19 protein-coding genes are annotated in these 20,667 nt (G+C 37.3%); 10 read left to right on the forward strand and 9 right to left on the reverse strand.

Annotation, left to right across the window (positions count from 1 at the left end; translation table 11 throughout):
• Positions 1-3 precede the first annotated feature (3 nt).
• Genes JG738_RS10445 through JG738_RS07860 form a run of 10 tightly spaced genes read left to right on the forward strand, consistent with a single transcriptional unit; the run spans position 4 to position 9,181 of the window.
• Positions 4-1,962 (forward strand): mechanosensitive ion channel family protein, encoded by a 1,959-nt coding sequence (locus JG738_RS10445; RefSeq protein ID WP_236583143.1) that lies wholly within the window; start codon positions 4-6, stop codon positions 1,960-1,962.
• A complete protein-coding gene (gene der / locus JG738_RS07820; protein WP_201340467.1) occupies positions 1,959-3,347 on the forward strand; it encodes a ribosome biogenesis GTPase Der in 1,389 nt (462 codons plus the stop codon). The genes JG738_RS10445 and der overlap by 4 nt, the downstream gene beginning before the upstream one ends.
• A gap of 11 nt (positions 3,348-3,358) precedes the next feature.
• Entirely contained in the window at positions 3,359-4,348 is a 990-nt protein-coding gene (gene trpS, locus JG738_RS07825) for a tryptophan--tRNA ligase (RefSeq protein WP_201337376.1), read from the forward strand.
• A gap of 10 nt (positions 4,349-4,358) precedes the next feature.
• Positions 4,359-4,706 (forward strand): DUF190 domain-containing protein, encoded by a 348-nt coding sequence (locus tag JG738_RS07830; RefSeq protein ID WP_084276495.1) that lies wholly within the window; start codon positions 4,359-4,361, stop codon positions 4,704-4,706.
• Complete coding sequence (crcB, locus tag JG738_RS07835) at positions 4,703-5,089, forward strand: fluoride efflux transporter CrcB (RefSeq protein WP_201337378.1); 387 nt, start codon at positions 4,703-4,705, stop codon at positions 5,087-5,089. The genes JG738_RS07830 and crcB overlap by 4 nt, the downstream gene beginning before the upstream one ends.
• On the forward strand, positions 5,089-5,319 hold the full coding sequence (locus tag JG738_RS07840) for a hypothetical protein (RefSeq protein WP_201337380.1): 231 nt from the start codon (positions 5,089-5,091) through the stop codon (positions 5,317-5,319). The genes crcB and JG738_RS07840 overlap by 1 nt, the downstream gene beginning before the upstream one ends.
• Positions 5,319-6,287 carry an amidoligase family protein gene (locus tag JG738_RS07845; protein WP_201337382.1) on the forward strand — a complete coding sequence of 323 codons (969 nt, stop codon included), beginning with the start codon at positions 5,319-5,321 and terminating at the stop codon, positions 6,285-6,287. The genes JG738_RS07840 and JG738_RS07845 overlap by 1 nt, the downstream gene beginning before the upstream one ends.
• Positions 6,260-6,916: a gamma-glutamyl-gamma-aminobutyrate hydrolase family protein gene (locus tag JG738_RS07850; RefSeq protein ID WP_201337384.1), complete on the forward strand. Its 657-nt coding sequence runs from the start codon at positions 6,260-6,262 to the stop codon at positions 6,914-6,916. Before JG738_RS07845 ends, JG738_RS07850 begins: the two co-directional genes overlap by 28 nt.
• Before the next feature lie 46 nt (positions 6,917-6,962).
• A complete protein-coding gene (serS, locus tag JG738_RS07855; protein ID WP_201338744.1) occupies positions 6,963-8,207 on the forward strand; it encodes a serine--tRNA ligase in 1,245 nt (414 codons plus the stop codon).
• 8 nt (positions 8,208-8,215) lie between these two features.
• Positions 8,216-9,181 (forward strand): EI24 domain-containing protein, encoded by a 966-nt coding sequence (locus JG738_RS07860; RefSeq protein WP_201337388.1) that lies wholly within the window; start codon positions 8,216-8,218, stop codon positions 9,179-9,181.
• A 9-nt stretch (positions 9,182-9,190) separates the two neighbouring features.
• Here JG738_RS07860 and JG738_RS07865 read toward each other — a convergent pair whose 3' ends face one another.
• The 9 genes from JG738_RS07865 to JG738_RS07905 all read right to left on the reverse strand — a co-directional run bounded on the left by JG738_RS07865 (position 9,191) and on the right by JG738_RS07905 (position 20,636).
• A complete protein-coding gene (locus JG738_RS07865) occupies positions 9,191-12,283 on the reverse strand; it encodes a hypothetical protein (RefSeq protein ID WP_201337389.1) in 3,093 nt (1,030 codons plus the stop codon).
• Between the two features lie 76 nt (positions 12,284-12,359).
• Entirely contained in the window at positions 12,360-13,910 is a 1,551-nt protein-coding gene (locus JG738_RS07870) for a 2-isopropylmalate synthase (protein WP_201337390.1), read from the reverse strand.
• 130 nt (positions 13,911-14,040) lie between these two features.
• Positions 14,041-14,793: a CDP-diacylglycerol--serine O-phosphatidyltransferase gene (pssA, locus tag JG738_RS07875; RefSeq protein WP_201337391.1), complete on the reverse strand. Its 753-nt coding sequence runs from the start codon at positions 14,791-14,793 to the stop codon at positions 14,041-14,043.
• Positions 14,793-16,790, reverse strand: coding sequence for an ATP-dependent zinc metalloprotease FtsH (ftsH, locus tag JG738_RS07880; protein WP_201337392.1), 1,998 nt, complete (start codon positions 16,788-16,790; stop codon positions 14,793-14,795). Before ftsH ends, pssA begins: the two co-directional genes overlap by 1 nt.
• Positions 16,783-17,619 carry a 50S ribosomal protein L11 methyltransferase gene (locus tag JG738_RS07885; RefSeq protein WP_201337393.1) on the reverse strand — a complete coding sequence of 279 codons (837 nt, stop codon included), beginning with the start codon at positions 17,617-17,619 and terminating at the stop codon, positions 16,783-16,785. The genes ftsH and JG738_RS07885 overlap by 8 nt, the downstream gene beginning before the upstream one ends.
• Before the next feature lie 8 nt (positions 17,620-17,627).
• Positions 17,628-18,344 carry a 1-(5-phosphoribosyl)-5-[(5-phosphoribosylamino)methylideneamino]imidazole-4-carboxamide isomerase gene (hisA, locus tag JG738_RS07890; protein ID WP_201337394.1) on the reverse strand — a complete coding sequence of 239 codons (717 nt, stop codon included), beginning with the start codon at positions 18,342-18,344 and terminating at the stop codon, positions 17,628-17,630.
• Positions 18,345-18,959, reverse strand: a complete 615-nt coding sequence (hisH, locus tag JG738_RS07895; protein ID WP_201337395.1) for an imidazole glycerol phosphate synthase subunit HisH — start codon at positions 18,957-18,959, stop codon at positions 18,345-18,347. It abuts the gene before it with no gap.
• On the reverse strand, positions 18,956-19,864 hold the full coding sequence (locus JG738_RS07900; protein ID WP_201337396.1) for a PDC sensor domain-containing protein: 909 nt from the start codon (positions 19,862-19,864) through the stop codon (positions 18,956-18,958). The genes hisH and JG738_RS07900 overlap by 4 nt, the downstream gene beginning before the upstream one ends.
• Positions 19,851-20,636, reverse strand: coding sequence for a 3'-5' exonuclease (locus tag JG738_RS07905; protein WP_201337397.1), 786 nt, complete (start codon positions 20,634-20,636; stop codon positions 19,851-19,853). The genes JG738_RS07900 and JG738_RS07905 overlap by 14 nt, the downstream gene beginning before the upstream one ends.
• Positions 20,637-20,667 lie beyond the last annotated feature (31 nt).

Consider the following 20,667-nt stretch of genomic DNA (forward strand, 5'->3'; position numbering starts at 1 on the left):
GTGATGCTAAAACAGATCTTTTCAATACTACTACTTGGACTTAGCCTTTTTGCCTTTGATATTAACGCTTCTATAGAAGGGCAAAACGATCCAAAAGTTTTTGAAAAACTTTTGCAAGACCTCAATAAATCATCACCAGATTACAAACTGCAGCAAACGCTCATTAAAAAGATTATTGATACGCTTCAATCTAAGCCAAAACTTTTGCAAGATGACGATTTTCAAATCAAATCAATCAGTAATTTTATTCAAACATATAAAAAAATCACAGATCTCATAGCACAAGCCTATGCAACAAAAGAGACTATCCAAAATATCAAAGACCAATTAGACGATATAGAAGAGAATCTAAAAGATGATCCAAATAATCCAACACTCAAGCTCGAAAAGATCTACTACCAAAAACAGCTACAAAAAAATCAAAATTTCATTGATACAGTACTCAAATCTTATCCTCAGTGGCTTGATAGGCTCCTTGCTAAAATCAAATTTATAGATTTTCAAAAAACAAACAAAATAAAAATAGAAAAAACAGAAAAAGGCATCGCATATATCGAAAAGAAAATAAATAAACTCTCCATAGAAAAAGAGCGTTGGCAGATTTTAGAAAATCAAAATAAAGTTGCATATTTGCAAAAACTCATCAACTACCAAAATAGGAAAAAAGAGAAACTTATCGATCAGTGGCTTACGTACAATTTAAACACATTTTTTTACTATCTCAAAAAGCACTCAACCAAAGCAATTGACATAGCCGAACAGATAAAAAACTATATCACGCAGCATGCAACAAATAAGTATCTGAGCAATGCAATAGAGACAACAATGATCTATATGCTCAATAAAAAGGTTGGTGATTGGAAGATAAAATTTGCCCAAATACAAAAAGAGGTAACTCTTTTTGCTACTACCAATACTTTTTTAGGTATGCCTCTATATAAGTTTGCTGAGGGATTTGGAATATTCTTGCTTTTTTTAGTTTTTCGTAGAGTTTTTACCTTTATTGTACTGAGAGTCGTTCATAAATTGGCAAAACTTACTACTACAACATTTGATGATAAGCTTCTTAAAGTCATAGAAGGGCCACTTAAATTTGCATTTATTATTGTAGGGCTCTATTTTGCTTTTATTGTGATGGATATTGAAAATGCAATTTTTAATAAAACAATACAATCTTTAATACTTTTTGAGATTTTTTGGATCTTTTACAATATGGTACAAGTTTTAGATGAGACAATTTATAAATTTGCTAAGCGATTTGGAAGAGAGCTTTACCGTGAGATTGGTGCTTTTTTCATAAAAACATTGAAGATTTTTATCCTTGCTATTGGGCTTGTTTCCATTTTACAAGTTTGGGACATCAATGTAAGCGCCTTTTTGGCTTCCCTTGGACTAGGTGGTTTAGCCTTTGCACTCGCAGCAAAAGATACAGCTGCCAATCTTTTTGGAGGTCTTAGTATCTTAGCAGATCGTGCCCTTAAAATCGATGACTGGATCAAAGTAGGTGACGTGGAAGGAACGGTAGAGGATATTGGCCTACGCACTACAAAAGTGAGAACCTTTGAAAAATCCCTCGTCACCGTTCCAAATCAGATGATTGCCAATAATCCTATAGAAAACTTCTCAAGACGTAATATCAGACGTATCAAGATGCGCATAGGTCTTGTCTATTCCACAACACATGAGCAGATGCAAGCGATTGTTGAAGATTTGAGAAATATGCTAAAATCCCATCCTGGAATTGCAAAAAATGCAACCCTTTTGGTCAATTTTGATGAGTTTGAAGATAGTAGTCTAAGCATCTTTATCTACTGCTTTACCAATACCGCCGATTGGGCTAAATATTTAGAAATCAGAGAAGATGTCAATCTAAAAATTATGGAAATTGTCAGCAAACATGGAAGCGACTTTGCATTTCCAAGTGAATCACTTTATATAGAAAAATTACCGGAAAAAGAATGAAAAAGATAGCAATTATAGGAAAACCAAACGTTGGCAAAAGTAGTCTGTTTAATAGAATCTTAAAACAGCGCGATGCAATTGTGAGTGAAACAGAGGGTACAACAAGAGATGTAAAACGGCGTATTGCGCAGATTGGTGAAAAAGAGGCTGAAATTTTGGATACCGGGGGAATCGAGGATAGAGACGAGCTGTTTGAAAAGGTGAAGCAAAAGAGTCTGGATGCTGCCAAAGATGCTGATATTATCCTTTATATGGTCGATGGAAAGAAACTCCCTGATGAGGAGGATAAGCAAATTTTTCGATCTTTGCAAAAACTTGGCAAAAAAATCGCTCTTGTTGTCAACAAAATCGATAACGACAAAGAAGAAGAGAATGTCTGGAACTTCTATGAGTTTGGCACACAAGATATCTTTCCCATCTCAGTCAGTCACAATCGAAAAGTAAAAAGGCTGCTCGATTGGGTAGAGAGACAGCTTCCAAAAAAAGAGACTATAGAATTACAAATCGATGAAGAGCCAGATTTTGATGAGTTATTAGCTATCAATGAGGGAGAGAAAAAGCAAGAAGAATCGAATGAAATCAATGTAGCGATTCTTGGACGCGTCAACGTTGGAAAAAGCTCACTTTTAAATGCTTTGCTAAAAGAAGAGCGCTCCATTGTGAGTGACGTTGCAGGAACAACTATAGATACGATTGATGAGAGTACTCTTTATAATGATAAAGTTATAACCTTTATCGACACAGCAGGGATAAGAAGAAGAGGAAAGATTGTAGGGATTGAGAAGTATGCCCTCAATCGCACCCAAAAGATGCTTGAGCGTGCTGATGTGGCGCTTTTGGTTTTGGATGCAAGTGAAGGAATCACTGAGCAGGATGAGAGGATCGCCGGCTATATCGATAAATACAAGCTAGCGTGTATAATCGTACTTAATAAATGGGATATTGCCCAAAAAAGTTATGAAGAGTCTGTCAAAGAGGTGCGAGATAGGTTTAAATTTTTAAGCTATGCACCTATTATTACACTTAGTGCAAAAACAAGAAAACGTGTAGATAGACTCTTTGAGCTGATTTTAAAAGTCTATAAAAACTACTCTACCTGGATTCCAACAGGACAACTCAACCGGGTTATAAAAGAGGCACAAATTTGCCATCAAATCCCTTCATACAAAGGAAAACCGGTTAAAATACTGTATGCAACACAATATGATACAAAACCACCAAAAATTGCCCTTATTATGAATAGACCTGAAGGCTTGCACTTTAGTTACAAACGCTATCTTGCAAACGTCTTGAGAGAAAATTTTGATTTGGAGGGCACTCCTATTATTCTTCGTCCAAGAAAACGGGGTGAAAGAGATGAACATATTGAAGAAGAAAGCTATTAAAGGAGAAGATTTTGCGTATTGTTAGTGGAATGAGACCAACTGGGAAACTGCATCTTGGACACTATCTTGGAGTTTTGAAAAACTGGGTAGAGTTGCAAAAGGAAAATGAGTGTTTTTTCTTTGTTGCCGATTGGCACGCATTGTCGACCAGTTATGAAGACAAACTCAATCTCAAAAATCTTAGCATCGAGTTGGTAAGAGACTGGATAGCTGCTGGAATTGATCCGCAAAAAAGCACCATTTTTATTCAAAGTGCTATCAAAGAGCACGCCGAGCTCTATGTGCTTCTTAATATGATTACCCCTCTTGGATGGCTTGAGAGAAATCCCACCTATAAAGACCAACTTGCCCAAATCAAAAATAAAGATATCCACACAGCTGGATTTTTGACCTATCCTGTTTTGCAAACTGCAGATATTGTACTCTATGATGCCCAGGCTGTGCCAATCGGCGAGGATCAAAAGCCCCACTTAGAGATCGCAAGAGAGATTGTCAGACGCTTTCATCATCTATTTGAGTGTGAAGTTTTCACCGAGCCAAAAGAGCTTTTAAGCCCAACACCTAGACTACTAGGACTTGATGGCAGAAAAATGAGTAAAAGCTACAATAATGCCATCTTCTTAAGTGATACCCCTGAAGAGGTATGGAATAAATTACGAGTAGCCAAAACAGATCCACAAAGAGTCAAAAGAACCGATCCAGGAAACCCAGAAGTATGCCTCATATACGATTATCATAAAGCCTTTAGTGATGAAGAGACTATTCAAAAAGTTGAAGAGGGCTGTCGTAGCGCAGGTATTGGATGTGTAGAGTGTAAAAAGTGGTGCGCTGCATCGATCGAAAAAGTGCTTGAGCCAATGCGAGAGCGAAGAGAGAGTGTTAGTAATGAAGATATCGCTATCATTCTTCAAAAAGGGGAGCAAAAAGCAAAACAAGAGGCTGCAAAAAAAATGCAAGCTGTTAACAAAGCGATTTTCGAGGTAAGCTGTCAAATACAATAAAGGATCCCAAATGAAACGCTACTTAGGAAATAGAAAAAAACTCAAAATCTATATAGACAATGACGATAGAAGCAATGGTAAACCTCTATGGCAGGCAATTTTACACCAAGCAAAAGAGTATGGCGTCGCTGGTGCTACTGTCTACAAAGCAGCAGCAGGAATGGGAGCCCACAGTGAAATACATACTTTCAATGTTTGGAGTATGAGCCAAAAGCTTCCCCTTATCATTGAGATGATTGATAGCGAGGCTAAGATACGAGGATTTTTGAATAGCATCGATTCAATGCTCACTGAAGCACTTGTGACTCTTGAAGATATAGAAGTGCTCCTCTACAAACATCCAAAGTTTGAGCAATGAATTTTAGTACTGTCTTGGCGGTAGGTATCGGGGGATTTTTTGGAGCAATCGGCCGCTACCTCATTGCGACCTATGTGCAAAAACTGAGTGGCCTCTTTTTCCCCGTTGGTACACTTACAGTCAATGTACTTGGAAGTTTTATCATAGGTTTTTTGTATCTCTATTTCGAGCAGACTATTAATCCTTTGTACAAAGCTATGCTTGTGACCGGTTTTTTGGGAGCACTTACTACATTTTCTACATTTAGCCTGGAAACTCTTCTGCTTTTTCAAGAGGGGTTATACTTAAAAGGGCTTTTAAATATCATCCTCAATGTCACGCTCACAATCTCTTCAACATTTGCTGCTATAATACTTTTCAAAAAAATTTATGGAGGTTTGTGATGTATAAAATTGTTATGGACAAGATGTGCGGATGTGCAAAAAAAGATGAGACTCTACATGAAAAATGGCTTAATAAGAGTTTTGAAACGAAAGAAGAAGCAGAGATTGAAGCGCTTAGGCTTGCAAATCACGCCAATGCTAATTGGTGCAAAAAACATAGATTTTATGCCTATGAAGAGGGCGATGAGATTAGAATCTCTGTGGAGATGAGCTGTCCAAAAGAGATCTAATGTTCAAGCTGCCTCCCCTTATAAAAAATGCGAATGGCCAAACTAGAAAAGTGGGCTTTGAGATAGAGTATGCTGGACTTAAAGCTCTCCAGTGTGCTCATATTATTCAAAGCCTCTTTGGCGGCCAGGTAGAAGTAGTCGATGAGTATGAAACCATCATCAAACAAACAGAGTTTGGAGATTTTTCTATTTATCTTGATTCAGTATACTTGCGCAAAACAAGCGAGCACTATCTCTTTAAAGATTTTGATCTTTTCAAAGAACTTATCTACTCTCTATCCGAGCTTGTTATTCCTTATGAGATCGTCACTCCTCCAATTCCTTTTAATAAACTCCAAAGCATAGAGCAACTCAAAGAAGAGCTCCGAAAAAATGGTGCTCTTGGTACAAGTGCATCCACCCTCTATGCATTTGGAATGCATATCAATATTGAGGCGCCTTCATTTGAGGCAGAGACTCTTTTAAATATTTTACGCAGTTTTGTACTACTACAAGATTATATTTCCGAAAAAATCGATGTGGATCTCACAAGAAAACTCACATGGTTTATTGAACCATTTGAGCAAGAGTATATTGATCTCATTTTGGATTTTTCATACACTCCAGATTTTGAGCATTTTGCCAATGATTATATCTTCTACAATCCGACAAGAAACAGAGCTTTGGATCTTTTACCACTGCTCATTTTTATAGAGCCTTCACTAAAAGAAAAATTACCAGAACAAAAATTAAATCCAAGACCGGCCTTTCACTACCGCCTTCCAAACTCAAAAATAGATGATCCTACCTGGAGCATCGCATTTGAGTTCAATCAATGGAGCCTTGTAGAAAAAGTGGCATTTGATAAGCAAAAGCTCTATGATCTCATGCATGAATACCAGGAATTTCAACATACACCTCTATGGTTTATCAAAGATCTTTGGATAGATAAAGTTTACAAGTGGCTCAAGAAAAACGAATTGTCGTAACAGGCTCAAAATATAAGAGTCTTAGAAGTTGGTTTTTTATACGTTTTCTACTCAAACTCTCTCGTGCTAAACCTCTCTTTGTCCATCCAGACACAATACCCCCAAAAGATTTTGATGCACTGCTTATAAGTGGCGGCATAGATATCTGCCCCAGTGCTTATGGCATGAATCTAGAGCTTGCTTGTGATAAAAAAAGAGATGCTTTAGAGTTTGCTCTTTTTGAAAAAGCACTCCAAAAAGCACTTCCTGTTTTTGGAATATGCAGAGGTATGCAGCTTATCAATGTAGCATTAGGGGGCGATCTCCATCCTCACATAGAAAATTTAGATCTCACCTTTCATCACCCCTATACTCCTCTACCTCTCCAAACTATCGAAATTCTCCCACATACAAAACTTCATAAAGTTGTCCAAGCCTCCACTATCAAAGCAAATGCCTTGCATCACCAGGCTGTTAATAGACTTGGGAAAGGTCTAAGAGTGGCAGCAAAAGATAAAAATGGTATCATCCAAGCAATAGAACACATAGAACTACCAATATTTGGCGTGCAGTGGCATCCTGAGTATCTCCCCTACATACAGCCACACAGAAAACTCTTTACCTATTTTGCTAAAGGTTCAAACCTTTAAAAGCATATTTGCATTATAATTAACAAAAAGAGTATTGGAGGCAGTGTTGATTGATCTCAAAGCACTAGAAAAAGATTTTGACACAATTGCACAAAGACTGCAAACAAAAGGAGTTGAAGAGAAACTCTTAGCTGAGCTCAAAGAGCTATTTGAAGAGTATAAAAGAGAAAAAACAGCTCTACAAGAACTTCAGGCAAAACAAAACAGCTTATCTAAGATGTTTGGAGTCTACAAAAGAGAAGGCAAAGATATCAATGAGCTGAAAAATGAGCTTGAAATCAATAAAGGAAAAATTGCAGCACACCAAGAAGTGGTACGGGATCTAGAAGAGAAACTCTCTTCACTTGCTCTAACAATCCCAAATCCTCCAGATCCAGATGTACCAGTTGGTGAAGATGAAGAGGATAATGTTGTTATAAAAACTATTTTAGAGCCAAAAGAGTTTGATTTTACGCCAAAAGAGCATTGGGAACTAGGAGAAAACCTTGGCTGGATCGATTTTGAAAGAGGTGTAAAGTTAGCCAAAAGCCGCTTTAGTGTGCTTAAAAAGGATGCAGCAAGACTAGAGAGAGCCCTTATTAACTTTATGCTCGATCATAACAAAGAGTATGGCTTTGAAGAGGTCTGCGTGCCTTTTATGGCGAACAGTACAACTCTACTTGGAACAGGACAATTACCAAAATTTGAAGAGGATCTTTTCAAAGTCTGTGATGAAGATCTCTACCTCATACCAACTGCAGAAGTACCTCTCACAAACCTCTACAGAGATGAGATTATAAAAGATCTTGAAAGTCCTATAAAACTCACAGCTTACACGCCATGTTTTCGTAAAGAGGCTGGAAGCGGTGGTCGAGACGTGCGAGGAATGATACGCCAACACCAGTTTGACAAAGTAGAACTTGTAGCAATTACGAAGCCAGAAGAGAGCGACAATGTCTTTGAAGAGATGGTAGAGTGTGCTAGTAGTCTTCTAGCAAAACTAGGGCTTCCTCATCGTCATGTGATGCTTTGTACAGGTGATCTTGGTTTTAGCGCAGCAAAAACAATCGACCTTGAAGTGTGGCTGCCAGGGCAGGGAAAATATAGAGAGATTAGCTCTATATCCAATACAAGAGATTTTCAAGCCCGCCGTGCACAGATTCGCTACAAAGATGGCAAGAAAAATCTCCTTGTCCACACGCTCAACGGATCTAGCCTAGCAGTTGGAAGGACACTCATCGCTATTATGGAAAATTACCAAACAAAAGAAGGAACAATTGAGATCCCTGAAGTTTTACACCCTTATATATAGGAGCCACTATGAAAATCAATAGTTTTATTGTCCAATCTATCAATGACATGTTAAGTCTCGATACTATTAAGTTGGCCCTCATTACCGGTATCCCTTTACTTTTTGTATGGTTGGGCCTTGGTTGGCTCTTTTGGGATCCAGTAACAAGTTTTACCGCACACATCATTTCATGGGTCCCTTTTTCAATTATAAGAGCAAATGGTGCTTTTATCATTACATTTTTTATCTGGTTTGTAGCAGTTTTGGTAAGTTATGCGCTCTTTATCGGACTTTTTAGTGGATTTTTGCTTGGTGGTAAAAAAGAAAAACGTTTTGAAGCAATCAATTTCACACTCATCTTTTTCTTTTCAGTTTTTTGGGCAGCAGCAATTATGTATCGGTGGGATTTTATTGACTATGAAATTCGCCGTTTTTTGACACTTTTACCATTTGACACCGTCTCACAAGGACTTGCATGGCTCCTTGCAGCCTATCTTTTTTACAACTGTTTTCTCATTAGTGAGTATCTCGTTATCTTTACTTTTCGTGAAGCTTTTATTAGAGCTTTAATGGAAAAACATTTAGGTGACACTGAGCTTACAAAAACGGATATTTCTAATGTAAGAACATACGGAAGACTCTATTGGGATATAGTGTGGTTTTTTATAGCATCTCTTTTAATTTTACCTATCCTTTTTATTCCTATCGCAAACTTCTTAACCGTTTGGTTCATCTGGGCTTGGCTTTATAAAGAGTCTGCATTTTTAGGGGTTTGTTCACTATTATGTACAAATGAAGAGATGCAAAATTTTCGTGAGCATAAAGGATATTTTCTCTTAGCATCTTTGGTCTCTGCCCTTTTAAATTTTATACCAATTATTAGTATTTTTACACCATTTTTCGTTATGGACCTCTATTTTCACTGGATTATTGAAACAAAATCAGTACAAAAAAACAATATAGAAGAGATACTTCCTTCTCAAGAAGAGGAGTAAACTCTTCTTTTAAAAAGGCTCAAATAGATTTTTCAAACTTTTTCCAAATCCTCCATGGCTATCGCTATAATAGAGATCGTTACCTTCTACTATAACATTTTGTACCCATCCTAATGTATTGAAAAACCCCATGTTCTTCCATTTTCCTGAAGGGAGCTTTTTAATAATCTCTATTCCTTCTCCTTCACCAGCTATGAAAATATAGTTTCCATCTGGATCAGGAGTAATATCTTTGATCTCTTTACTACGCAAAGGAATTTTATCTCCTATACTTACTGGATTGCGTGGATTGTTGATATCATAAAGCAATAGAATCTTATCATTAGAATTTATACTTGTAGCATAGACAACTAATGTATGATCCGCCATTATGGCACATTTTTGGAAAACTTTTTCAATACTATCAAAACTTTCCACCGGTTGCATACTTTGGGCTTCTATTATTTTCATACCACTGCCTACAATCAAGTAAATGTATCCATCTTTGTTAAGTGCAAAATCTTTCACGCTATTATAGGTAATATTGTTTTCCTCACCAATCGCTGCTGGACCTTGTGGTGGAAAATTGATTCGTATTTTATGCAGTGTAGTGTTGTCCATCACATAAGCAAATACTCCATCTCTATCTATGCGAACTTTCTGCACTCTATCATTCCCTACTGGAATCAAAGGAACATAAATAGGACCATTTGGATTACCAAGATTTATTTTGGAAAGTAATCCACGTCCATTCCTTACAGTCAAAACAAAAAGCTCTTTTGTATATTGCGATTCTGGAGGTGTCATGGCAATATCTCTATAGTATCCCTCAATATGAATTGCTTTTTGGAAAACCATATTTCTATACTGTTTAACAAAGCCATTTGTACCACAATAGAGCCACTCTCGATCTTTTGCGAGAGTAATACAAAGATTTTTTGGCCCATTTACAAAGAGATTGGGGGCTAATGTGAAATCTTTATAAATTGGCTTTGTCACATCGATACGATAAAGACCATGTCCATCATTAATGAATACCTGATTATCTTTCATCCCTATATCCCATGCATCATCAGGAGTATCCACAAAGCCTACAACTCTTCTTGTTGTCTTATCGATAATCTGCAGACCTCCCGCCTCATCCGCCACATAAAGAAGATTACCTATAACAACCATATCCCTTCCATATCCTGGCAGTACAATAGGTGGATAGAGAATCTGAAGATTTGATCTATCTAGTATAACCACACCATCACCATCACAGGCGTAAATTCTGTTTGCATCATAATCTATCGCTACACCTTTGACAAACCTCAGTGTTCCATTCATGAGCGTATGTTTGATATATGTGGGCTGTGCAGTGACGTCTAATGCCACCACTCCATCGTAGCCTGCCGCGATATAAGCGATATATTTCCAATGAGTTTCGGGAGTAGTAAAATTTGGCACCATCTTTTTATCTATTTTGAAATCAAAGAATCGTGCACTATCGATTCTATAAGTGCCAACAACATGATTATTCTGAATTTTATAGAAAGTATTGATTGTCAATGCATAGATATATCCTCTATCATCACTGCGTATACTGTATACTCTACCGGTTATACCGGGGATATGCTGCATCTGCGTACCGTAGAAATATAAACCATCCAAAGTACCTATATACAAGCCTCCATTGACTTTTTCCAATGAAGTAACATATTTAGGAGCATTGACTACAAAAGTAATAGTAGGATATTGAGGATTACTTATATCTACACGATAAATTTTGTTTTGATTCGCTACATAAAGCTCATCATTTGACTGTTTCATAGCATTAACAAAATTAAGCGTATCAGGAAAAAGCTGTGTATATGAATGTATATTCATAACTTCCGCATCTCCTCTATGCACATCATGGAGTAAACCTGGAAGATTTTCTTGAATAAGCGGAATAAATTTATTTCTATCTGTATCATAGTGAAACATGAGGCTATCTTTTGCATCAATTACACCATCACCATTAATATCTTGCAAAAAGAGTTCATTTGCTCTATTGTTATAGCTGCTCAAAAAATTCTGATTATAATTAGTAAAGATTTTGTTAAGCATCCTCTCATAAAGTAGTTCACTTGCAATTGAAACCCAGATACCATCATGAAGCCAGCTACCTTTCACGATGGCTCTAAGTACGGATCTATTTTTTTGGCCTTGCTGATTTACAACTCCATCGAGATTGGGATCAAAATCACATCCGCCTGTTATTTCGATAATATAAAAAGCATTATCTTCCAAATTACAATGATTATTTTCACACAACAAAAAATAGGATCTTTCATGTAAAGGTTCTGGTGTCCAATAGACTTTTGAATGATCAACCAATGTAAAATTCCCGGCATTTGTGATTTTATAAAGCTTTACATCTCCATCATGAATTATAAATTTATCTACATATCCTTTAAAACACTCTCCACTTCCCCCGCAATATCCCTCGCTACTCCAACTATATTCACTCATATTACAGTGTCCACTAGAAGATGCACTGGACAAAGTAGGTTCGGAAGAACTAGAAGACAAACTTGATGAAGTGGAGCTATTTGGACACAAAATTTCTTGACCAGGTAAAGTTTCTGTACAATCATAAGTAAATTGCACTTTATCATCTAATATGTACGCATGCAATGCAGGGAGGGCATCTATTTTACTATCACCGGTATAATCTAAATAACGGAAAGTATTATCAGGCTTTGCTCCTACAAGTTTATAGACTTTCCCACTTTTTTTAGAGATATATAGCCATGAAAAGCGAAGATCTTCATCCTGCTCCCATCGTATATTGACAAAATAGCCATTTTCACTATTTTCTTCCAAAGAGTCGGGAAAACTTTCTAACCTTTGCCATCCAAATATATTATCTTGTGTAGGTTTTTCTCCTAAAAGTCTAAAAACTGCACCGGATGAAGATCGATAGATCCAGTCATTGTAAGCGATTGTACCATCATGATTAAAGTCATATTTATAAAATTTACCATTGACTTTAAAATCATGGGAAGTCAAATGAGAATAAAGTCCACTAAAATAGCTACTCCAATCTGTTGCAGCAATGAGATTGATACAAAGAAGAAAAAGAACAAGATAGTGCATGATGCCCTCCTTTTTTGTCCTTAATTAAAGTATATTGCAAAAATTATAATGTTTTACTTAAAGGAGAGCTAATAAATTAAATTTCGGAATCACAGCCTTTTTTAACTTTTAGCATATCTTTCATAGATATATAGCTATTGAGCGCGCTTACATAAGCTTTAGCGCTTGCTATCATCGTATCGATACTTAAACCATGCCCTATAACTGCTGGCTTCTTCTCATCAAATACAACTTTAACCACTACTTTTGCTAATGCATCTTTTCCTTTACTTACCGCTGCTACTTGATAATCGTTGAGCGTACCTTTATAACCACTTATACGATCTATTGTTTTAAAAATCGCATCGATCGTTCCATCGCCTATTCCTGCATCAGTTATCTCTTTGCCATCAAACTCAATTGTCACAGCCGCACTCGGAACCCCTTCGCTACAATCACTTATTTGGAGTTTTTTGAGCTTATAGACTTCTGGCGCACTGGCAATCTCATTGGTAATAAGCATGCGAATATCATCATCAGTTATCTCTTTTTTCTTATCTGCAAGTACTTTGAAGCGTTCAAAGGCTTTATTGATCTCCTCTTCGCTTAAAGTAAACCCAAGATCCTCTATACGCTTTTTAAAGGCGTGTCGTCCAGAGTGTTTGCCAAGTACAATTGCATTGCGATCAAGGCCAATGTCTTCTGCACGCATTATCTCATAAGTCTCTTGATGTTTTAAAACTCCATCTTGATGAATACCACTCTCATGGGCAAAAGCGTTTTTACCTACAATCGCTTTATTAGGTTGCGGCTCAATACCAGTAATTGCTGCTACAAGGCGGCTTGTAGGATAGATCTCTTTTGTATTGATGTTTGTATCAATGCCATCAAAGATATCTTTTCTTGTCTTTATAGCCATAACAATTTCTTCCAAAGCAGCATTACCTGCTCTCTCTCCAAGTCCATTGATGGTACACTCAACCTGTCTTGCACCATTTAAAACACTATAAAGAGAGTTGGCCACAGCCAAGCCAAGATCGTTATGGCAGTGCACCGATATAATTGCCCTCTCTCCTATAAAATCTTTGAGCTCTTTTATCATCTCCCCCATTTCATGAGGAAAACGGTATCCTACAGTATCAGGAATATTGATAGTCTTTGCACCGGCTTCAATAACTGCAGCAATTATCTCTTTTAAAAATGCCATCTCACTTCGTCCAGCGTCTTCACAGCTAAACTCTACATCATCTACAAAAGTTTTTGCATACTTTACCGCTTCAACTGCCTTTTTTATTACCTCTTCTGGCTCCATGCGGAGTTTATATTTCATGTGAATCGGACTTGTAGCAATAAAAGTATGGATGCGCTTGAATTTAGCTGGAGCAATCGCTTCACCCGCTGCTTTGATATCCTTTTCAAGGGCACGCGCAAGTGAGCATACAGTGCTTTTGCTCACCACTTCACTAATCTTTCTAATTGCTTCAAAATCCCCTGGACTTGCAGCTGCAAAACCAGCCTCAATAATATCTACTCCCAACTTTTCAAGCTGCTTTGCTATCTGTATCTTCTCTTCAGTATTCATTGAAGCACCAGGACTCTGCTCTCCATCACGCAAAGTTGTATCAAAAATTTTTACTTGCTCTTTCATAGTAGATCCTTTATCGTAATTGTAATTCAATAATTGTATTATAAATAGTATGATAGGAGATTAGAAGCGTAGGAGAAGATTTTTGATTTCTATTTTTGGCAAATATTTTTGTGCCTTGATGACACCTATATCACTCATCTTTTTCCTTTGATAAAATTTTTCCATTATTATAGCGTATTTTTCTTTTGAAGAGAAAATAGACCGTTCTCACAACTCCTGCACAAATAAAGAGAGTAATCATAATTGTAACAAATTCAGCAGGATAGAGATAGAGAACTGCAAGAACAATAACCATTATGACCAAAATTTTTACAACCTGATGCTTTTTAAAATCTATTTTTTTAAAACTTGGATAACGAATATTGCTCACCATTAAAAGCGCAACACAGAGTGCTCCAACTAAAATTGCAAAAGAGAAATTTGCTAATCCATATTTTTGGTAAAGCATCACCCATCCGGCGACAAAAACAGCTGCAGTAGGAATAGGTACACCTATAAAAACTGATGGTTCACTGCTTGGCGCCATGACATTAAATCGAGCAAGTCTAATAGCCCCAAACACAACAAAGAGTGCAGCTACCAATGATCCAAATTTACCAAAATGACTTCCAATGGCTTGATAGAGAAGTATGGCAGGAGCCACTCCAAATGCTACAAGATCGGCTAATGAATCAAACTCTACACCAAATTTACTTGTAGCATTTGTCATTCTTGCGACTCTACCATCTATTCCATCTAAAATGAGCGAGATAAATATGAGCCATGCTGCTTTTTCATATTCATTATGTACAGAAGCGATAATGCTTATCACTCCTAAAAATGCACTCAGTGCAGTAAAAAAATTTGGAAATAGATAGCGAATATCAAAAGAGTGTTTCTCCACTAAGCCCCTTCACTTTTATGCTCTTCTTTATGTTTTTGTGCCTCTTTTTTTGCTTTTTCAATATCATCACCATTCTCATCTACAAGAAGCGACTCTTTACCCTCTTTTTCCTCAAACTCTTTTATAATCTCTCTTACCTCTTTTCCTTCTATCACCTCTTTTTCAAATAAGACTTTTACCATCTGCTCAATTGCTGGTGCATACTCTTTGAGACGATTTTTCACATGCTCATAGCGATCATTGAGAAAATGCTTAATAAACTCATCAATCTCTTCTGCTAACTTCTCACTATACTCTTTTACTGGTTGCATACCGCCACCTAAAAAGACGTTACGCTGTTTTTCTAGGACCATAAGTCCAGCTACTTCACTCATTCCATACATGCTTATCATAGCTTTAACTATATCAGTAGCGCGTTCAAGATCGTTTGCTGCACCTGTTGTAATCTCACCTATAAAAACTTCCTCAGCCGCACGTCCACCAAGAAGTGTATCAATTTCAGCTACAAGCTCACTTTTTGTCATAAGATACTTATTCTCTTCAGGAGTATTGAGTGTATAGCCAAGTGCTGCAAGTCCACGAGGAATAATAGAGACTTTTGTAACCTTTTTTGCCCCTGGCGTTGTCTCAGCAATAAGCGCATGTCCACTCTCATGGTATGCAACAATTCTTTTCTCTTTTGGACTGATACGTCTGCTCTTTTTCTCTAAACCTGCAATTGCTCGCTCAACAGCTTCAAGGAGATCCTCTTGCTCAACCTTTTCTTTATTTTTTCTACCAGCTAAAAGTGCTGCTTCATTGACTATATTTGCTAAGTCTGCTCCAGCAAGCCCAGCAGTAAGTCTAGCAATCTCTTCAAGATCCACATTTGGATCCAGTTTGATATGTTTGACATGTACTTTAAGAATAGCCAAACGCCCTTCAAAATCAGGCTTGTCTACCACAACAGTTCTATCAAATCTCCCTGGTCTTAGAAGAGCAGGATCTAGTACTTCTGGTCTGTTGGTTGCAGCCAAAACTATTACAGGAGATTCAGAGCTATCAAAACCATCCATTTCAGCCAATAACTGGTTAAGCGTCTGCTCTCTCTCATCATTTCCACCAATAGGACCTGCTGCAGCCCTGCTTTTACCAATTGCATCAATCTCATCAATAAAGATAATACTTGGTGCCTCCTTTTTTGCCTGCTCGAAGAGATCGCGTACCCGTGCAGCACCAACACCTACAAACATCTCTATAAAACTACTTCCACTCACTGCAAAGAAAGGCACATCCGCTTCCCCGGCTACTGCTTTTGCAAGAAGTGTCTTACCAGTTCCTGGAGGTCCAACTAAAAGAACACCTTTAGGAATTTTGGCTCCTAAACGAATATAGCGCTGAGGATGTTTGAGGAAGTCCACGATCTCTTTAACCTCCTCTTTTGCCTCCTCAACTCCAGCAACATCACTAAATTTAACTTTTGGACGCTCTGAATTGATAAGCTTTTTGGCACTCCCCATACCTAAAATACCGCTTCCTACACTCTTTTGCATGCGGCTTGCCAAAAACATCCAGATGGCAAAAAAGATAAAGATAGGTATTACCCATCCAAAAATCATCTCCGTTAACCAGTTGCTTTCACTAAAGCCGCCATAATCGATCCCCTTCTTTTCTAACAGTGGAATCAAAGAGGTATCGTCTGGCACTCTATTAGCAAAATAGATTACTTTATAACCGCCTTCATTAGCAACCGCTTTAATAACCTTTTGTCCAATTGCTACATACTGTACCTGTCCCTGTTCAATAAGCTTTTTGAGCTCACTATAACTTATCTCTTTGGTTTTTTGAATGGGTGCACCCATCATATGCTGTTTAGCACCCTGTCCTAAAGTATTGGAGGGCTCCAAGATTGATTTGAAAAGTAAAATTAAAATAACTGAAAAAATCGCAAAAGTTAGTAATGGGTTTTTATTGAAAAAATTGTCATTTTGCGGTTTTTTATTTGGTGTCTTATTCATTCGCTCCCCTGTTTTGTAAAATCATTGTTATCCACTCTCCTTCTTGTATCTCTTCTACTAGTGGTAGTGCAAATTTTTCATATACTTTGTCGCGATACTTTTCTATAATGCCAGAGAGAATCAGAACACCTCCCTCATTTGTAGCATTTTTGAGATCTCTGGCTATCATCATCAAAACATCTGCGACAATATTGGCTATTACTATATCATACTTTTTTTTAGCGTTAGCTGCTGAACCTATCCAAGCATGCTGAAACTCAGCACTGTTTAAGGCAAAATTCTTTTTTGCCTCTTTTATAGCTAATTCGTCTGTATCACAAATATCTACATCTGCCCCAAGTTTCGTAGCTGCAATTGCCAAAATACCGCTTCCTGTTCCAACATCTAAAACGCTATCACCCTTTTTAACATATTTTTGTAAAGCTAGCAAACAGCCACGAGTAGTTTCATGATGACCACTTCCAAAAGCAAGAGCTGGATCGATTTGTATAGAAATCTTTCCCTCTTTTGGCTCATACCAGCCCGGATAGATATAAAACTCCCCTACCTCTACAGGGGTAACGCTTTTTTTGAATTTCTCGATCCAGTCACTGTTTCTCTTTTTTTCTTGCTCTATTTTGAGTGAAATTTTTTCATCAAATATCTCTTCCAAAGATTTCACATACTCTTCCAACTTTTTGAGAGTAGATGAAAGAGGATCTTCACTACGCAAAATGAGTGTATTATCCCTTTCTTCTATACCATTATAGAAATGATCCATCAAAAAGCTCTCTATTTCATCACGAAACTTATCTACTGTAATAGATGTCTCATAATAATACTCTTGCATCACCCCACCTATCGACGCTCTACGAGCTCAAATGCTTTGCGCAGATCGAGTGTTCCTTCATAGAAAGCTTTTCCCACAATTACTCCCGCAATTCCTCTGGTTCGCAATAGCGTAATAATATCTTGCAGATCTTTTACCCCTCCACTAGCAATTGTGGGCACACCACTCGCCTTTGCTATAGATAAAGTAAAATCTTTGTTTACTCCACTAAGAGTGCCATCTTTACTAACATCTGTACATATAATTGCTTCAACGCCACTTTTTGCAAACTCTTTTGCCAGATCAGTTGCCTTCATTGTTGAAGTCTCTGCCCAACCTTCTACTGCCACATATCCATCTATCGCATCAATACCCACTGCAATTGGATACTTCGCAGCCATATCTTTTACAAAAGAAGGGTTTTTGGCTGCGATGGATCCTAGTATAACTCTATCGATTCCTAAATCGGTATAGCGCTTGATAGTCTCTTCATCACGAATTCCGCCACCAAGCTCAATTTTGAGATTTGTATTTTTGCGGATCTTTTCAATCTGCTCTAGATTTTTTGGCTCCCCTGCAAAAGCACCATTGAGATCCACTAGATGTAACCACCTTGCACCCATCTGCTCAAAGTGTTTTGCAATCTCCGCAGGCTCATCACTATAGATCTTTGCGCTCTCCATCAATCCTTTTGTCAGTCTTACACATTTTCCATCTTTTAAATCAATTGCTGGTAAAATCTCCATTTATAACTCCACAAAATTTTTTAAAATCTTCAAACCGTTTTCATGCGATTTTTCTGGGTGCGGTTGCAAGCCAAAGATATTCTCTTTTTGCACAGCACTCACAAACTCATATCCATACACTGTTTTGCCTACTGCATATGCATCGTCACACACAGCATGATAACTATGGACAAAGTAAAGATAGAAGGCTTGGGGAAGTCCTCGAAAAAGAGGAGTCTCTTTTTGCACAAAAAGCTCATTCCATCCCATATGCGGAACCTTGAGCCTATGCTCAAAGCGGCTCTTATCAAATGGTACAACCTCTCCTGGAATAAGTCCGAGCCCTTGATGCTCGCCAAACTCGTAACTCTTTTCAAAAAGAAGCTGCATCCCAAGGCAAATTCCAAGTATAGGTTTTCCACTTTGAGCAAACTCTATAATTGCCTCTTGGAGAGCGCTTTGCCTCAAATGCTCCATCGCATCACCAAAAGCACCTACTCCTGGGAGGATAAGTTTATCGTACTCTTTGAGTTTTTCTGGATCCTTTTCAATAGTTGCTGGGTTTTCAATCTTTTCAAAAGCATTTGATACACTGCGAAGATTTCCCATATTATAATCAATAATTGCTATCTTCATTCTTCCTCTTTGATGTTGCTAATTGACTTGAGATAAAATGAGAGGCCAAAAAGCAGCAGTGTCACAGCCCCTATGAGATATACTGCAAACATAATTTTTTGCGGGTCAATAATAGCAAATTTAAATACGAGCATCAAGGCTTCTATAGAGAGTGCTATCACGATTGATCCCAAAAATCTAATCATTGTTTTATGAATATCGCTTGCTTCTCGCTTCTTATGCCGTCCAAGTACCTCCTCTTCAAAAAGCGTTTTAACAAGATCAAAAATGGCCAGAGAAAGGGTAATCAAAATAGTCGATTCAAAAATCTCTTTTATATTTATATGTCTCAGTTCAAATGCCATTATAAAAAAACTTCCCACACCTTTCATAAGTAGCAATATCGCAACGATTAAGAGCGCAAGAGAAAAGAAGCTGTAGGAGATCTTGGTAAAATGGCCAAAATAGGAATCAATTGAGGAGGGGTGAAAAAGCTTCAAAAGATCTTTTAACGAGATATCAACACAAATAATAAAAGCAAGCTGCTTATTATCATCATAAACAGGATATGAAGCAGTTACGGTAAGATTGTGAGAAAGCAAAGAGGGATAGGGATCTGTAAGAATACACCGTTTCTCTCTTACAGCACGGTAGTAGTAAGCACGCATACTTCTATTGATCCCTTTGCCTCTTCTATATTCAGAATTATTGGAAATTGCATCAATTATCTGCATACCCTTCTTATCCAAAATATAAAAAGCTTCTGCTTGTGGTAGCTCTTTTTTCAAAATCTTTAAAGCATTGATAATATTATCTAATGAAGGCTCAGGAACATAGTTGGGAATATACCTTTGGAGCAAAAAACATAGATAAGCCCTTGCTCGTACACGTATCTCTGAAAACTCTTCAATCTCAGTTACTATCATCTATTTCCTTTTGCAAAAAATCTAAAAAGATTTGCGAGTAGCTTTTATCTTGAGGGAATTTTTCTTGCATACGCGCCAAAATTGCCCTATAGTCTGTATGCGTGAGGTTTCCTTTGAGCAGTTCATATTTTAAAAAAAGTAGATATGTATTTATAACATCGCTTTCACAATACTCTTTAATTTTTTCTTTTTCATTTTTATAATAAAGTTCCATTACCTGATCGCCACTCACATCAAATTTACCAGGAATACCTACCATTTGGCAAAGCGTATCGAGTTTTAAGCTTCTTACAGCACCATAATTGCCAAGTACATCCAAAAGATCGAGATGAAACTGCTCCGAATAGCGTGAACGGTAATTCTCCCATTTGGTTTTATTAAGCTCCACATTATCTTGCTCAAAATAGGCGGGACATGAGAGATTATATTTTATAGCACGCAGAAAGAGCATAGGCAGATCAAATCCTCGTCCATTATATGAAACCAGTTTTGGATTGCTTCTATCTAAATAGCGCAAAAACTCCTCTATCATCTCTTTTTCACTTTCACCAGGAAAAGTACCAACTTTAATAAAATGTCCCAAATCATCTGCAAAGACAGCACTGATGGCTACTACTTTATGATATGGATGAGGCAAAAAAGTAGTACTGTTTTGTGATTGAAATTGTGCAAGAGCTTGCATACTTGCTTCATAATCATCACCTTCTACATCAAAGGTTTTGCGCACAAGCTCTATATCTGGTATAGTTTCACAATCAAAAACACAAATCATTACTCTCCTTTATTGGAATTATACTGAAAAA

The organism is Nitratiruptor sp. YY08-26 (assembly GCF_016593215.1).
Classification (GTDB): Bacteria; Campylobacterota; Campylobacteria; order Campylobacterales; family Nitratiruptoraceae; genus Nitratiruptor; species Nitratiruptor tergarcus.

Coding starts and splice junctions, on each gene's coding strand:
- hisH (WP_201337395.1), bottom strand. CDS start 18,959: ATGAAGATAGCAATTATTGATTATAATATGGGAAATCTTCGCAGTGTA.
- JG738_RS07865 (WP_201337389.1), bottom strand. CDS start 12,283: ATGCACTATCTTGTTCTTTTTCTTCTTTGTATCAATCTCATTGCTGCA.
- JG738_RS07845 (WP_201337382.1), top strand. CDS start 5,319: ATGTTCAAGCTGCCTCCCCTTATAAAAAATGCGAATGGCCAAACTAGA.
- JG738_RS07840 (WP_201337380.1), top strand. CDS start 5,089: ATGTATAAAATTGTTATGGACAAGATGTGCGGATGTGCAAAAAAAGAT.
- JG738_RS07860 (WP_201337388.1), top strand. CDS start 8,216: ATGAAAATCAATAGTTTTATTGTCCAATCTATCAATGACATGTTAAGT.
- JG738_RS07870 (WP_201337390.1), bottom strand. CDS start 13,910: ATGAAAGAGCAAGTAAAAATTTTTGATACAACTTTGCGTGATGGAGAG.
- der (WP_201340467.1), top strand. CDS start 1,959: ATGAAAAAGATAGCAATTATAGGAAAACCAAACGTTGGCAAAAGTAGT.
- JG738_RS07900 (WP_201337396.1), bottom strand. CDS start 19,864: ATGATAGTAACTGAGATTGAAGAGTTTTCAGAGATACGTGTACGAGCA.
- ftsH (WP_201337392.1), bottom strand. CDS start 16,790: ATGAATAAGACACCAAATAAAAAACCGCAAAATGACAATTTTTTCAAT.
- hisA (WP_201337394.1), bottom strand. CDS start 18,344: ATGGAGATTTTACCAGCAATTGATTTAAAAGATGGAAAATGTGTAAGA.
- JG738_RS10445 (WP_236583143.1), top strand. CDS start 4: ATGCTAAAACAGATCTTTTCAATACTACTACTTGGACTTAGCCTTTTT.
- crcB (WP_201337378.1), top strand. CDS start 4,703: ATGAATTTTAGTACTGTCTTGGCGGTAGGTATCGGGGGATTTTTTGGA.
- JG738_RS07905 (WP_201337397.1), bottom strand. CDS start 20,636: ATGATTTGTGTTTTTGATTGTGAAACTATACCAGATATAGAGCTTGTG.
- JG738_RS07830 (WP_084276495.1), top strand. CDS start 4,359: ATGAAACGCTACTTAGGAAATAGAAAAAAACTCAAAATCTATATAGAC.
- JG738_RS07885 (WP_201337393.1), bottom strand. CDS start 17,619: ATGCAAGAGTATTATTATGAGACATCTATTACAGTAGATAAGTTTCGT.